12 protein-coding genes, 26 tRNA genes and 1 rRNA gene are annotated in these 13,627 nt (G+C 34.6%); all 39 read right to left on the reverse strand.

Annotated elements, in window-relative coordinates; genetic code table 11:
* Positions 1 to 176: 176 nt before the first annotated feature.
* On the reverse strand, positions 177 to 2,231 hold the full coding sequence (locus RD055328_RS01925) for an LTA synthase family protein (RefSeq protein WP_244087156.1): 2,055 nt from the start codon (positions 2,229 to 2,231) through the stop codon (positions 177 to 179).
* Between the two features lie 21 nt (positions 2,232 to 2,252).
* The gene (locus RD055328_RS01930; protein WP_244087157.1) at positions 2,253 to 3,260 is read right to left on the reverse strand and encodes a lysylphosphatidylglycerol synthase transmembrane domain-containing protein; all 1,008 of its coding nucleotides are present in this window, start codon (positions 3,258 to 3,260) and stop codon (positions 2,253 to 2,255) included.
* A complete protein-coding gene (locus RD055328_RS01935) occupies positions 3,261 to 4,289 on the reverse strand; it encodes a glycosyltransferase family 4 protein (protein WP_244087166.1) in 1,029 nt (342 codons plus the stop codon).
* Positions 4,276 to 5,481 (reverse strand): glycosyltransferase family 4 protein, encoded by a 1,206-nt coding sequence (locus RD055328_RS01940; RefSeq protein WP_244087158.1) that lies wholly within the window; start codon positions 5,479 to 5,481, stop codon positions 4,276 to 4,278. The genes RD055328_RS01935 and RD055328_RS01940 overlap by 14 nt, the downstream gene beginning before the upstream one ends.
* A gap of 103 nt (positions 5,482 to 5,584) precedes the next feature.
* Positions 5,585 to 6,061, reverse strand: coding sequence for a QueT transporter family protein (locus tag RD055328_RS01945; RefSeq protein WP_244087159.1), 477 nt, complete (start codon positions 6,059 to 6,061; stop codon positions 5,585 to 5,587).
* A 64-nt stretch (positions 6,062 to 6,125) separates the two neighbouring features.
* The gene (locus tag RD055328_RS01950; protein ID WP_244087167.1) at positions 6,126 to 6,770 is read right to left on the reverse strand and encodes a deoxynucleoside kinase; all 645 of its coding nucleotides are present in this window, start codon (positions 6,768 to 6,770) and stop codon (positions 6,126 to 6,128) included.
* A gap of 210 nt (positions 6,771 to 6,980) precedes the next feature.
* Positions 6,981 to 8,102, reverse strand: a complete 1,122-nt coding sequence (locus RD055328_RS01955; RefSeq protein ID WP_244087160.1) for an aminotransferase — start codon at positions 8,100 to 8,102, stop codon at positions 6,981 to 6,983.
* Positions 8,103 to 8,455: 353 nt separating this feature from the next.
* Positions 8,456 to 8,884 carry a DUF805 domain-containing protein gene (locus RD055328_RS01960; protein WP_244087161.1) on the reverse strand — a complete coding sequence of 143 codons (429 nt, stop codon included), beginning with the start codon at positions 8,882 to 8,884 and terminating at the stop codon, positions 8,456 to 8,458.
* Positions 8,881 to 9,465 (reverse strand): TipC family immunity protein, encoded by a 585-nt coding sequence (locus RD055328_RS01965; protein ID WP_244087162.1) that lies wholly within the window; start codon positions 9,463 to 9,465, stop codon positions 8,881 to 8,883. The genes RD055328_RS01960 and RD055328_RS01965 overlap by 4 nt, the downstream gene beginning before the upstream one ends.
* A gap of 10 nt (positions 9,466 to 9,475) precedes the next feature.
* Positions 9,476 to 9,799, reverse strand: coding sequence for a hypothetical protein (locus RD055328_RS01970; RefSeq protein ID WP_244087163.1), 324 nt, complete (start codon positions 9,797 to 9,799; stop codon positions 9,476 to 9,478).
* A gap of 2 nt (positions 9,800 to 9,801) precedes the next feature.
* Complete coding sequence (locus RD055328_RS01975) at positions 9,802 to 10,314, reverse strand: hypothetical protein (RefSeq protein WP_244087164.1); 513 nt, start codon at positions 10,312 to 10,314, stop codon at positions 9,802 to 9,804.
* A complete protein-coding gene (locus RD055328_RS01980) occupies positions 10,311 to 10,904 on the reverse strand; it encodes a type IV toxin-antitoxin system AbiEi family antitoxin domain-containing protein (RefSeq protein WP_244087165.1) in 594 nt (197 codons plus the stop codon). Before RD055328_RS01980 ends, RD055328_RS01975 begins: the two co-directional genes overlap by 4 nt.
* Positions 10,905 to 11,213: 309 nt before the next feature.
* Positions 11,214 to 11,297: transfer RNA gene (locus tag RD055328_RS01985), tRNA-Leu, on the reverse strand.
* Between the two features lie 28 nt (positions 11,298 to 11,325).
* Positions 11,326 to 11,396, reverse strand: a tRNA-Cys gene (locus tag RD055328_RS01990).
* Between the two features lie 8 nt (positions 11,397 to 11,404).
* A tRNA-Gln gene (locus tag RD055328_RS01995) sits at positions 11,405 to 11,476 on the reverse strand.
* Positions 11,477 to 11,484: 8 nt separating this feature from the next.
* Positions 11,485 to 11,557, reverse strand: a tRNA-His gene (locus tag RD055328_RS02000).
* Positions 11,558 to 11,567: 10 nt separating this feature from the next.
* Positions 11,568 to 11,638: transfer RNA gene (locus RD055328_RS02005), tRNA-Trp, on the reverse strand.
* Positions 11,639 to 11,646: 8 nt separating this feature from the next.
* Positions 11,647 to 11,729: transfer RNA gene (locus RD055328_RS02010), tRNA-Tyr, on the reverse strand.
* 5 nt (positions 11,730 to 11,734) lie between these two features.
* Positions 11,735 to 11,807 (reverse strand) — tRNA-Phe (locus tag RD055328_RS02015).
* Between the two features lie 6 nt (positions 11,808 to 11,813).
* Positions 11,814 to 11,887: transfer RNA gene (locus RD055328_RS02020), tRNA-Asp, on the reverse strand.
* A 14-nt stretch (positions 11,888 to 11,901) separates the two neighbouring features.
* Positions 11,902 to 11,975 (reverse strand) — tRNA-Met (locus RD055328_RS02025).
* Positions 11,976 to 11,987: 12 nt separating this feature from the next.
* Positions 11,988 to 12,077, reverse strand: a tRNA-Ser gene (locus RD055328_RS02030).
* 46 nt (positions 12,078 to 12,123) lie between these two features.
* Positions 12,124 to 12,195, reverse strand: a tRNA-Glu gene (locus tag RD055328_RS02035).
* A 17-nt stretch (positions 12,196 to 12,212) separates the two neighbouring features.
* Positions 12,213 to 12,300, reverse strand: a tRNA-Ser gene (locus RD055328_RS02040).
* Positions 12,301 to 12,304: 4 nt separating this feature from the next.
* Positions 12,305 to 12,379, reverse strand: a tRNA-Ile gene (locus RD055328_RS02045).
* Positions 12,380 to 12,391: 12 nt separating this feature from the next.
* Positions 12,392 to 12,462: transfer RNA gene (locus RD055328_RS02050), tRNA-Gly, on the reverse strand.
* A gap of 23 nt (positions 12,463 to 12,485) precedes the next feature.
* Positions 12,486 to 12,558: transfer RNA gene (locus RD055328_RS02055), tRNA-Phe, on the reverse strand.
* A 4-nt stretch (positions 12,559 to 12,562) separates the two neighbouring features.
* Positions 12,563 to 12,636: transfer RNA gene (locus RD055328_RS02060), tRNA-Asp, on the reverse strand.
* Positions 12,637 to 12,667: 31 nt separating this feature from the next.
* Positions 12,668 to 12,742 (reverse strand) — tRNA-Ile (locus RD055328_RS02065).
* Positions 12,743 to 12,746: 4 nt separating this feature from the next.
* Positions 12,747 to 12,820: transfer RNA gene (locus RD055328_RS02070), tRNA-Met, on the reverse strand.
* Between the two features lie 26 nt (positions 12,821 to 12,846).
* Positions 12,847 to 12,920, reverse strand: a tRNA-Pro gene (locus RD055328_RS02075).
* A 5-nt stretch (positions 12,921 to 12,925) separates the two neighbouring features.
* Positions 12,926 to 12,999: transfer RNA gene (locus RD055328_RS02080), tRNA-Arg, on the reverse strand.
* 12 nt (positions 13,000 to 13,011) lie between these two features.
* Positions 13,012 to 13,097: transfer RNA gene (locus RD055328_RS02085), tRNA-Leu, on the reverse strand.
* Positions 13,098 to 13,109: 12 nt separating this feature from the next.
* Positions 13,110 to 13,181, reverse strand: a tRNA-Gly gene (locus RD055328_RS02090).
* Between the two features lie 3 nt (positions 13,182 to 13,184).
* A tRNA-Thr gene (locus RD055328_RS02095) sits at positions 13,185 to 13,257 on the reverse strand.
* A gap of 7 nt (positions 13,258 to 13,264) precedes the next feature.
* Positions 13,265 to 13,347 (reverse strand) — tRNA-Leu (locus RD055328_RS02100).
* 36 nt (positions 13,348 to 13,383) lie between these two features.
* Positions 13,384 to 13,456, reverse strand: a tRNA-Lys gene (locus tag RD055328_RS02105).
* A 2-nt stretch (positions 13,457 to 13,458) separates the two neighbouring features.
* Positions 13,459 to 13,531, reverse strand: a tRNA-Val gene (locus tag RD055328_RS02110).
* 4 nt (positions 13,532 to 13,535) lie between these two features.
* Positions 13,536 to 13,627: ribosomal RNA gene (gene rrf, locus RD055328_RS02115) — 5S ribosomal RNA — on the reverse strand; the annotation flags it as partial.

The following is a 13,627-nucleotide window of genomic DNA, read 5'->3' on the forward strand; positions in this document are numbered from 1 at the left end:
TGAAATAATTCATTACTTCTTTTTGGTGTTTTTTAACTCGTTTTTTTAACAACTGTCTTAACGACAAGAACTATATTACCAAGCCCTACGCCTATCGTCAAGTCTTTTTCTTCTCTTTTCTAAACTATTTTTTTGTAAACAAAAAACGCAAAATATTTTGCGTTTTTTTAATGATTTTATTTAAGTTCAGGAGCATCTGTTTTGTATAAATCAACTGTGGATTTACCTAGTTCTTCAATCATAGTGTTTTGTTTAATCGTTTTCTTAAGCTTAGCATCAGCCTTTGACTTTTTATAAGAGTAATCCTTCTTATCTACCTTCTTGAATCCTTTAGGAGTATAGAAACGTAACAAGTCACCTTTCACAATCTTATCTGATAGTGATAATTCTGTTGTTACACTATTAGATAACTTATCTAATTCTGTTTCTTGTACCTTACTAATCTTCTTCAATGGCTTACCATTCTTTGTATTATAGTAAGTACTTCCGACTTTAGTGTATTTTGGTGTTACAAAATCACCATTTCTAAATGCCACTGTTTGACTATGATCCTTAGCTAATAAGTCAGAACCAAATTGGATATAGTCTTTATCATTGATACCTAGTAAGTTCATTAATGTAGGTAAAACATCAATTTCACCACCATATGTATGGTTAACGCCACCTTTTAGTCCATCCATATGAATCATAAATGGTACTTTTTGGAACTGAGCGTTATCGAAATCATTAAATTCATCTTTACCTAAAAGCTTAGCAACAGCCTTCTTATGGTTAGCAGAAATTCCGTAATGATCTCCATAAAAGACAACCATACTCTTCTTATCCATACCCGTATCTTTCAACCAAGTCATAAACTCACCAATTGATTGATCTAAATACTTGGCTGTTTGCACATAACCATCCACTGTTTCATCGCCAGTATCTGTAGGCGCAATTGATTGGTTTTGTTTATCCAATAGATATGGATAATGGTTAGTAACGGTAATTAATTTTGCATAAAACGGTTGAGGAAGTTGTTCAATATATTGAGCTGAATCCTTCATGAAGATTTTATCTTTCATTCCGTATCCAATATTGTAATCTTCTTTTTCTTTATAGTACTCAGAACTAAAGAAGTAGTCATATCCCCATGATTTATAAGTGTTATCACGGTTCCAAAAACTAGGAACATCCCCATGAAATGATGCTGAAGTATATCCTTGTTGACCAAGAATAGCAGGTGCTGCTTGGAACGTATTCGTTGTTCCATCAGTAACCATAGCAGATCCTTCAGGCAATCCAAATAATGAATTCTCTAGCATCAATTCGGCATCGGCTGTTTTACCTTGACCAACTTGATGGAAGAAATTATCAAAACTCAATGTATTTTGATTGTGATACAAGGCATTGATATTAGGGGTTACTTCTTGCCCATCCCATTTGAAATCAATTAGGAATTGTTGGAAACTCTCTAAATGAATAATAAATACATTTTTTCCTTTAGCAACACCAGTGTATTCAACATTAGGTGCTACATAATTAGCGTCCATATATGACTTAACAGATTTCAAATCGGAACTGTCAGCATTTGCTTTAACAGCTTGTGTCTTGGCAGTTTTAACCGCATCGTAAACTGTATAACTGTTTAGCCCTAAATACTTAACAATATAATTATTATCAAATGTTCTTGTTAATAATCCTGGGCGATCCAATTGTGCCAGTGTAAGATTAACTCCAAATAATAGTACAGAAATTGAACTAATAATAACTGGTATTTTCCAATTTAGTTTCTTAACATCCACTTTAATAAAATGTGTAGCTAATAGAATAACTAAGATAATAATATCTAAGAAAACTAAAAAGTCTGTTGGTTCAATAATTCCAACAATACTCTTACCAAGATTATTACCAACTGACCCAGATCCTTTGATCAAGGTCATAGTTAAAAAGTCAGAAAATTCTCGATAGTAAAGTATATTTGAGAAAAGCCATGTTGAAGTTATTAAATCGATAATCATTAAGTAGACATATGATTTTCTACCCTTCATATACATGGCAATTCCAAATAGTAAGATCGTCGTAGGAAGTGGGTTCAATATAGCTAAGAACCCCTGCATTGATCCTTCAATTCCTAAGTTAAACTTATTGTAATATGCGTAAACCGTCTTCACCCAGAATAACACTATGGCTAATACTAAAAATCCAAGTTTAGTATTGAAAAAGCCTTTTAATTTTTGATAAAAATTTTTCATTTATTAATTACTCCATTAAAGTCAATCTTTTTGAGGGCTTTTTGCAACCCCAATAATTCCCAAGAACATTCCTAAAAAGTATGTAATGAATCTCCATAAAAACATCCCTAGAACTAGTGAGCTTTGAACAGGTAAAAATCCAGAAAACAATGATTTAAAACTATACTCTGCTCCACCCGATCCACCGGGAATAGGGAAAATGGAAACAATCATGACAATCATTATTTGTAATACTAACACTTTAACAATATTTACGTTGTTAACTTGTAATGATAGTAATACAAAATATACCACCAGATAATAAAAAAGCAATTGAATAAAAGTTAATATCGCAGCTTCTATTACCTTTTTATACTCTTTTTTCAAAACTAAACTTTCTTCATAGAATGTATCGATTTTTCTTAATAGTACCGCTTCCCATTTAGGGCCATTCTTTTTTGCAAATCGTTTCACTAATTTCATAATAACAACTGCAGCTTTTTTAGTGAAACTATAATAGTACATAATCATTAACAAAATCGTTATCGTAACGATATGAATAACAAATCCACCAACAATTAATACCGATAGCCCAGAGAAACTACTTGAAATATGTTTGAATCCAATTATTAAAGCAATAATAAAATTAACCATTACCATTGTTTGAAAAACAATGAATTTCATTAACAATACTGAGCTTGCCTTACCGGATTCAACTTTCGATTGCATTAGTGCAACTAATTGCGCAGGTTGTCCACCAGAAGAAAATGGTGTAATTGCATTAAATAATGCTTGGATCAAAGGGATACGTAAATACTCCCACATACTTAGTTTTCGATCGAGTCTTCCGCGTAATAATACTTTAAGAACCAATGCTTCAAACAAAAAAGATAACATCATAGATATAAAAGCAACTATAATCCATCCAATATTAATGTTTCTAAGGCTTTGTATAATTAAATTAAGGTCGGTGTTTCTCAATTCCCAAGAAAATATTCCTACACCTAAAGCTAGCATCAGAATAATTGCTAGAATATTTTTTCGATTCATTTATTCACCTAGTTTAGCTTGTTCTATATAAAATTCAAGCCAAATCTTACTCAAATTTTCCTCAGAATATTTTGCAGATGCTTCTTTGGATTTAATTTTTAATTCTTTTAGTTTATCAGGATTATCACGTAATGTATGTATTTTTTCATTTAATTCTTCGTAATCTTTACCAGATTCGTAATATCCCTTAAGAATAGCTTCATATAATTCTAAATCACGAAGCAATACTGGATTCCCACAACTTAGAGCCTCAAGAACAGACATTGGGAATAGCTCATCATATGAAGGAAGTAAGAACAAATCACATACATTATAATAATCTACTAGTTCTTCTCTGCTGACAATTCCCGTAAATGTAAGATTTTCTGGAGGATTATCGACCATCTTTTTATAGCGTTCATATCCATCGGTAATTCTTCCAAATGAAAATCCACCAGCCCAGATAAATTTAATATCAGGATTGTTTTGAGCTAGTTTGAAGAAATCATCAATTCCTTTTCGCTCTTGCACTTGACCATTACCGAATACCACGAAATCATTTTGTTCAATTGCTAATTTTTCACGTAATTCTTTCTTCTGAGCTGCTGTCTTTTCATGAAACGTTTCAGTTGAGACAAAATTAGGAATGTATTTTATTTTACTACGTTCAATTTTGTATTTCTCTAGCTTAGGAATGAAGCTTGGATTTACCACAACAATTTGATCCATTCGTTTATAAAAACTAATCACATAACGATAGAAAATAAGACGTGCAAATTTTGGTAATTTAATACTTCCCTCTAATGTTTCAGGCAAGAAGTGTACGTAACCAACTTTGCGTCCTCGACGTTTTTTTAAAAATGTTGAAAGATAGAATTTTGGATCAATTGTGTGATAGTGCGTTACATCTGTTTTTATATATTTATTAATAGTAACTTCAAATTCATCTTTAAAGTGTTTATCCAATAAATTGATTAACTCTTTATATGCACTTCCGACACCTTGGCCAGATACTTTATCAGCTGAAGAGAACATATTAATTTTGATCATCATTAAACTCCTCGCTATTTAGAATAGTACTAGATAATTTTTGTTTTAAGAAATATTTGTATGCATCCTGATAAAATTCGATAATACTATCACCAAAAGTATCCGATGAAATATCATGCAATATTTTTCTTTGTGATTTTTTATCTTCAAATGATAATGGATGATCTAAGTATTGTTCAATACTTGATAGCATTTGTCCATCTTTTTCAAAAGTAACACCTACTGCTGGATCTTTTAGTAGTTCGTCTGTATAAGGGGCACTTCTAACAACTACTTTAGCTCCCGCTGAAATTGCTTCAATACAAGTTAATCCTTGAGTTTCAGTATCGCTGGCAGAAACAAATAAGTTAGCCATATGATAATACGGAGCTACATTATCATGTTTTACCTCACCAGTGAATATTACATGATCCATTACATCCAAATCTTTAGCAATTTGTTGAATCTCGTCCATATCTGGGCCGCCACCAACAATTACTAATTTTATGTTTGGATATTTTTTAATTAATTGCGGCATTACGCCGATTGTGACTCCGATTTTTTTCTCCATCGCAATTCTACTTAAAGAGAGCAACACAGGAGCGTCATCATCTATCCCAAGACTTCTTCTTAACGCTTTCGTATCAACTGGTTTGGTAAATTCAGAAATATCTACTCCAGTTGGAATAATAGTAATTGGAGTTTTAATCTTGTACCTATCAAGGACTGCTCGAACTTGTTCGCTTGGAGCAACAACACCGGCAGTATGACTTACAAACATTCGTGTCATCTGTTTAACATGATACGGACGCAATAAGTGCCCATTCAAAACATAATGCAAGTAATCTTCATACATTGTATGGTATGTGTGAACACAAGGTATTTTTAATCGATTGGCAACATATTTCCCAATCATTCCCATCGAAAATTCAGTTTGAGTATGAACAATATCCAACTCTAATTCTTTAGCAATTTCAACCGCATGAAAAAAACCACTAATTGCGATTCGACGATCTGTAAAAGATATAAATGGAACACTAGGTAGTCGAAAGACATTAGGTTCAATTACATCTTTATTTGCATGTGGATCAGTAGTAGTAAATATATATACAGAATGTCCTTTTCGTTCCAAGTCATTCTTCAAAGTAAGAATAGATGTAGCCACACCGCTGACTTGTGGGAAATATGTGTCTGTAAAAATTCCAATATTCATACGAAATCAAGTGCTCCTAACTGTGGAAGTTAAAGTCTATTATAGCAAATTGTATGGTTTTTATTATAAAAGATAAGAAAAAAAGAGAATACAATGTATTCTCTTAATTCATTACTAGTTTATTAAATTGTTTATTCCTCATAGCAAAGTAGAAGATTGCCCAACCGATGATCATAATAATGACCTCGCCTAAAGCAACGCTACCAATTGAAGCCCATAAAGGTAATTTTAAAACTAAATTCAATTCAATTCCAATAATAATTCCATTCACAACAGCAGCAATAATTGGTACAAGCCATGACTTGCTAATAAGCATAATAATTATGCAAACAATTGTTGTCGCTAAGGTTCCAAAAATTATATCAGGCATTCCCATTGGACTGAATAGATTTGCAATGAAACATCCAGCAATCAATGAAATTGAATATTTATGATTGAAGAAAGGTAGCATCATTAGAACTTCTGAAACACGAAAGTTAATAATTCCGTATGAGAATGGTGCAATTGCAGTTGTCAAAACAACATACATTGCGGCAATAATAGCTAACTCAATCCAATCTTGAGTAGTGATTTTTTTCATAGTAAAACTCTCCATTATTTTAATTTTTGACAGGTAGCTCAGGAGTGTACAAACTGTCTGGGATTTATTTTAACATATCGCGCTTCTTAATTTCAGCGTCAATTAATTCAAGAACTTTTCTTTGATCATCTTCATTTTCAACGAAGTCTAATTCATCTCCATTGATTCTCATCTTAGGGCTGTGATCGTAATCTTCAAACCATTTATCATAACGAGAAAGTAGGTTCTTGTAGTATTCTACAAGACTAGGATCTTGATCGATTTGTTCATAATCACGACCACGTTTTTGAATTCTTTCAAGCATCTTGTCATAAGATACATCTATTTGAATTAATAGATCAGGAGCTTTTTTATCTGCAGCGTATGGTAGTTCTTGCATCATATTATCAAGAAGTTCATCATATACTTCAACTTCTTCTTGTGTAGCGCGTCCCATATCAGCATTCATATGGAAGAATAGTGAATCTTCATAGATAGAACGATCTAGAACGTTATTATCATTCCCTAGTGCTTGTTTGATAGCATCAAAACGTTTATTTAAAAAATAAATTTGTAATAAAAATGCATATTGTTTTGGATCTGCATAGAACAAAGGTAAAACTGGATTATTATCAACTTGTTCATAAAATGGTTCTGTTCCCAAATGTTTAGATAGAATTGTTGCTAAACTACTTTTTCCTGCACCAATAGTGCCACTTAAAACGATCATCATAATACCCTCCTAGAATAACGACATCAATACAACATATTGTGCCAACGAAAAATATCATACCATATATAGAAAATTTTGGGCGATGATTTATCAAATAATTCGGATAAATTTTATTATAATTTTTAGTTATAAAAAGTATTCCTACTGTACTAACATTTATAAAGATAAATTAAAAAAGACATCTTAATTAGATGTCTTTTTTATTAATTAATCATATTGTTCATGCATAAATTCAGATAACTTTGTTAATCCATTTTTTAAAGTTTCTTCTGATGCACAATATCCTAATCTTACATGCCCTGGTATATCAAATCGATTACCAGGTACTAGTAAAACGCCTTTTTCTTCTAATAATTTAATACAGAATTCTTCTATGTCTTCAGGAATATCTAGTTTAGGAAAAGATGTCGACACTGCTTGCGGTAATATAACACTTGCTCGAGGTTCATTATCAATCCAATTTTTTAATATTTCTAAATTATTTAAAACTAATTGACGATTTCTTTTTAGAACTTGTTGCCGATGACGTAAAACATAAACGGCCAACATGTCATTAAATACTCCACAACAAATCATTGTATAGTCTCGATATTTTCTAAATATATCTGCAAGTTCTGAATTTGAAACAACCCATCCTACTCTAACTCCAGGAACCGAGTAAGTTTTTGAAAGTGAGTTTGTTGCAATTCCTTTATCGTATAAATCTACAATAGATACAAATTTATCTGGATTGTCTAAAGGAAGATACACTTCATCAACAAGAATATAAGCATCTACTTCTTTTGCTATTTCTACCACTTGTTCTAAAAATTCACGATCTAAAATTGTACCTGTTGGATTGTTGGCATTGTTCAGACATATTAGTTTTGTATCAGGTCTTACTAATTGTTTTAATTCATCAATAGAGGGATACCAATTATCTTCTTCATGAATTTGCCAAAAATCAACATCAGCCCCAAGAGACTTAGGAATATCATAGAGTTGTTGATAAGAAGGATATTCGGCAATTACATGATCACCAGGATTTACTAATGCGTATAAGGCTAAATGATTTGCTCCCGTAGCACCATTAGTTTGTAAAACATTATCAGGATCGATATTTTTATATAATTTAGCAACTTCAGTTTTAAACTCAGGGGATCCTTCAATCCATCCGTAATTCATTTTTTGACTATTTAGTAATTTATAAAATTCTTCACCTTGATTACCATCAAGATTTAAAATTTCATCCATAGTCATTGAGGATATAGTACTTTGAGCTATATCATATGTAGCACTCTTTTCCCAAACATTTAACCATTCTTCAACACCAAAAGCATTAATTTCCATATACACAGCTCCTTACAATTTACTAAGCTTATACACTATCTTTTACGTTAATGTAATCGCTATCATTAAATCGATTGTAACATCTACAATATTCAATAACAAAAAAATTAATAGTTATATAGAACAATTAAAAGGAACATAAAAATAGCTTATAAGTATCATTAAAATACTTATAAGCTATTCTTTAATTATCAATTATTATATACCGGTGATCGGTCTTGAATAATGCCTAAAACCCAATATTATCAACATTCGTCGTGATAATGACCACCAAATGACCACCAAACATTATCAATAAAACTGTATTTGATTTTTTGCTTAAAACACTTGTTCAAGCTTCTAACAAACACATCTTATTCTCTTTTTGTTGGACGAAGAAAAATCACAAATTGATAGGCCATCATTAACATAAATAGCGTCGCTACTATTGGATTATTATACAATCTAAACAAAGCTATTCCATCTGTAGCTACAACAAATGGAAAACAATAATACCAAGCAAGTCCTGCATCTCTAAATCTTCTCACTGCAATCGACCAAGATGGAATAAGTATAAGAGCACTAAATACATTACTTACAAGTATTATATTTTTAGCGGTATTTATATCAGTACTTGTTATAAAGCTATAATGGGTGGATACATAATTAATATACCCAAGCCAAATCGCATAAATAAGGAACTGTATACCTCGATTTATTAGAGTTGGTATCCAGTACTCTTTTCTGTTTGACTTACCAGCAAAAGTAAAATAGCCCTTCAAAAATAATATGTATTGTTTCATTTATAAATCTTCCCTTTATTAACATTGATATTTCCAATGTTACTCTCTGTAAACTGTGAATCTTTATATGTATTTACCCAAATTTTAATGACTTTCTCTTCAAGTACTTTTTTGTAGTCAACCTCAACTTCTTTTTCAGTAAGTCCATATTTTGATAGATTCTTTTTATCCATATTATAGTCAATTCTCTTAGTTAGAGTATTGCTTTCAATGTCATATAAGTAATCATATACAATATTTTCTTTATCACTCAATCTGGTTTCATATATTATTAATACCGATGGGTCATCTAACAATGATCCACCCGGCAAAGTTATAAATATATAATCTATCCTCTTAGTTTTACTAAATTTTTTTTCTAAGCCAAAAGTACCTTTTTCCTTAATTGAATTAACTGTATCAAATTCCCTATATCCAATTTTTTTAAGACCATTTTCTGTATCAGTTTGAGAGTCTTTAACCTCTACTTTGTATATTTCTTCAAAAACATCCTTAGGCTTGTTAACTTCTTTGTATATAACAAATCCTACTACTCCTAATACGATAATTACTACTAATAAAATCCATTTATATTTCTTCATATTTCAATCCTTATTTATATAGTCCCATCATTCCCGTGGGTCCGAACCAACTACTCGATTTTGGCATTTCTTCACTTGCAATCTTATGAACTATATCAATTAATTTATAAACTGTGTTAGGAATATTCTGTACATGGAAAGCATTTATTGATACTAATGCATTCATCTTAGGCACAAATAAGACACACGAATGAGCCACATTTTTGGTAGTATTAATTTCTTGTGCAAATTCAAAAATCATATTTTGTAAATCCTTATCTTCTTTTACTTTAGGATCTGAGTACGCTGTACTCAATGTATCCAGTAGCATCTTCTTTTTTTCTTCCATATTCACAATTATTTGTTTTCTCCTTGGATATTTTTTTGATTTTTTTTCAATTCTTCCAAATCTTCATTTACATCAACCTCGCCTTTTCCATGCGGTTCATTCTTTTGATTTTCAGTAAATGTATCTTTATTACTACGTTCACCAAGGCTCATATGTGGACCACTGGTGATAATACTTGTCGTCGACATTTGAACGATATCAAAACCAGCCATCCATGGATTAACCCAATACTTGCCATCAGTTTCATATAGTCCATTTGCAATTTCTCTTGTTACTTTCTCTTTACCATGATATCCTTTCGCTTCATTACTAACAAAAGTATTAAATTCAATATCATCATGAAATTTTTTCTTATGTTTTACCCACTCTTTTTGAAGAATATCAGACAAATAACTGCTCCCACTTAAGATATCATCACGAATCACTTCCTGCAGAAGAATTTGCGGAGTAACTTTATTATCTTTTGCCATTTTTCTTATATTTGCTAAAAATTGCTTTTTATCTATATATTTTAATTTCATAATAGCACATCCATATAATTTTCAATTTCAGATTCAACTTTAAAAATTTTAGAGTATTCAACTAATTTGTGTACATTCTTACCTGAATACTTAGCATAATAATTCACGGCTTGTTTTATTGTCTCTGGATCAAGTCTATTACGCTTACGTATGATATCACATAACGTTCTTTCAATATTATAAACTAATACTTCATTCCCACGTGGAGTCTCAATTGATTCAATTCCAATTTTATACAGATGAAGTTCTTGTCTATACATCTTTAGTGGTTCTTCAATATTTGAAGGATAAAAATAAGAATTAGGAAAATTCATTTCATAAAACGATGGTGTTCGATCAATCATTCCGTGTAAAAATAACGACGTACTCCGATAATAAATACCTTTATTGAATCTATATTGTAAACCCTTCAACTCATCACCAAATTCTTCAGGATCAATATATACTCCTGATGTTAATTTATATACTTCATTATCATTAAACATCCTACTCAAAACTTTAGTAGAAATCCCAAGATTTCTGACATCACTAAGTGTTATTTGTCCTTTGTTTTTTCTTAAAAATTCTCTTATTTCTTTCTTCTGTGTCATTTATCTATCCTTCGTCTTTATTTTATGCAAATTATATACCTTTTTGCATAAAATAAAGACAAAATATATTTTTTTAAAAAACTGCTGTATCATTTGTCTCCCATGACTTACAGCAGTTATCACTTATGCACCAAAATTCTCAAAAAATAATCCATGTGCACCATTTGTGCACCACATTCTGTAAAACATGTCTATTTATATCCATACGAACAATTTTAAAGCAATAAAAAAACCTCAACAAACGTTAATCTGTCAAGGTTTTTACTAACTATCACACTTTTTGCTGTCCACTCATATCCAAGTGGATAATACCGGTGATCGGAGTCGAACCGATACTTCCTACTGGAAACTGGATTTTGAATCCAGCGCGTCTACCAATTCCGCCACACCGGCATGTATTCACAAAATAGCTTGTAGCCAAAGGCGGTAATCGGATTCGAACCGACGATGAAGGTTTTGCAGACCTCTGCCTTACCACTTGGCTATACCGCCAAAAAAAATTGGGCTAGCTGGATTCGAACCAGCGCATGACAGGATCAAAACCTGTTGCCTTACCGCTTGGCCATAGCCCAATTTAAAGGGCGGTATGTGGGGATCGAACCCACGTGTGCCGGATCCACAAACCGGTGTGTTAACCACTTCACCAATACCGCCATGGTACAACAGGGATAGAGAGAATCGAACTCCCATCAAGGGTTTTGGAGACCCGTATGCTACCATTACACCATATCCCTAAAAACGATGGAGGGGAGAGGATTCGAACCTCCGAACCCGAAAGAGTGGATTTACAGTCCACCGCGTTTAGCCAGACTTCGCTACCCCTCCATTTATGGCGCGGGACGGAATCGAACCGCCGACACATGGAGCTTCAATCCATTGCTCTACCAACTGAGCTACCGAGCCATATTACGGTCCCAACGGGATTCGAACCCGTGATCTCCTGCGTGACAGGCAGGCGTCCTAACCAACTAGACCATGGAACCAATAAATAAAAAAATTGCGGGAGCTGGGTTTGAACCAACGACCTTCGGGTTATGAGCCCGACGAGCTACCAGACTGCTCCATCCCGCGATAATATGAAAAAGGAGGATGTGGGATTCGAACCCACGCGCGGTTTGACCCGCCTGACGGTTTTCAAGACCGTTCCCTTAAGCCGGACTTGGGTAATCCTCCAAATATATGTATATACAATTATATAACTTGCACTTAAAAAGTGCAATGACCCCTACGGGATTTGAACCCATGTTACCGCCGTGAAAGGGCGGTGTCTTAACCACTTGACCAAGGGGCCATACATTAAAATAAAAACGGAGAAGGAGGGATTTGAACCCTCGCGCCGCGTTAGCGACCTACACCCTTAGCAGGGGCGCCTCTTCAGCCACTTGAGTACTTCTCCAAAATGGGCCTAAATGGACTTGAACCATCGACCTCACGCTTATCAGGCGTGCGCTCTAAACCAGCTGAGCTATAGGCCCAAAAAAGGAAAAAGCGGGTGACGAGAATCGAACTCGCGACAACAGCTTGGAAGGCTGTGGTTTTACCACTAAACTACACCCGCATATTATGAATAAATAGATCTAATGGCGCGGGACGGAATCGAACCGCCGACACATGGAGCTTCAATCCATTGCTCTACCAACTGAGCTACCGAGCCATTACGGTCCCAACGGGATTCGAACCCGTGATCTCCTGCGTGACAGGCAGGCGTCCTAACCAACTAGACCATGGAACCAATAATATAAAGTCGCCTACAAGACACTTTATGGACCTTGTAGGATTCGAACCTACGACCGAACGGTTATGAGCCGTTTGCTCTAACCAGGCTGAGCTAAAGGTCCAAAATAGCGGCGGAGGGGATCGAACCCCCGACCTCCCGGGTATGAACCGGACGCTCTAGCCAGCTGAGCTACACCGCCATGAATATATTTGCAAATCGTTGCAATCGGGAAAACAGGATTCGAACCTGCGACCCCTTGGTCCCAAACCAAGTGCTCTACCAAGCTGAGCTATTTCCCGAACTATGCACCCAGTAGGAGTCGAACCTACAACCTTCTGATTCGTAGTCAGACACTCTATCCAGTTGCGCTATGGGTGCATTTTCATTATATGCCGAGGACCGGAATCGAACCGGTACGGTGATTACTCACCGCAGGATTTTAAGTCCTGTGCGTCTGCCAGTTCCGCCACCCCGGCGAATATAATGAAAGCGGAAGACGGGATTCGAACCCGCGACCCCCACCATGGCAAGGTGATGTTCTACCACTGAACTACTTCCGCATATGCCGACTAGAGGGTTCGAACCTCCGACCCCCTGTTTACAAGACAGGTGCTCTGCCAGCTGAGCTAAGTCGGCATATTAATACGGGTGAAAGGACTTGAACCTTCACGTCCAAAAGACACTAGAACCTAAATCTAGCGCGTCTGCCAATTCCGCCACACCCGCATGTATTCAATTTTTCTTCACTGCACTCTTGTGCAATGAGCCGTGGCAGGTTCGAACTGCCGACCCTCTGATTAAAAGTCAGATGCTCTACCGGCTGAGCTAACGGCTCAATGGAGGATACAGGGCTCGAACCTGTGACCCTCTGCTTGTAAGGCAGATGCTCTCCCAGCTGAGCTAATCCTCCATAAGCGTGGCAACTTCCTATCCTCGCAGGCAGTTTCCCACCAACTACTATCGGCGTTAAGAAGCTTAACTTCTGTGTTCGACATGGGAACAGGTG

It is taken from the genome of Companilactobacillus sp. RD055328 (assembly GCF_022835675.1).
Lineage (GTDB): Bacteria > Bacillota > Bacilli > Lactobacillales > Lactobacillaceae > BQUT01.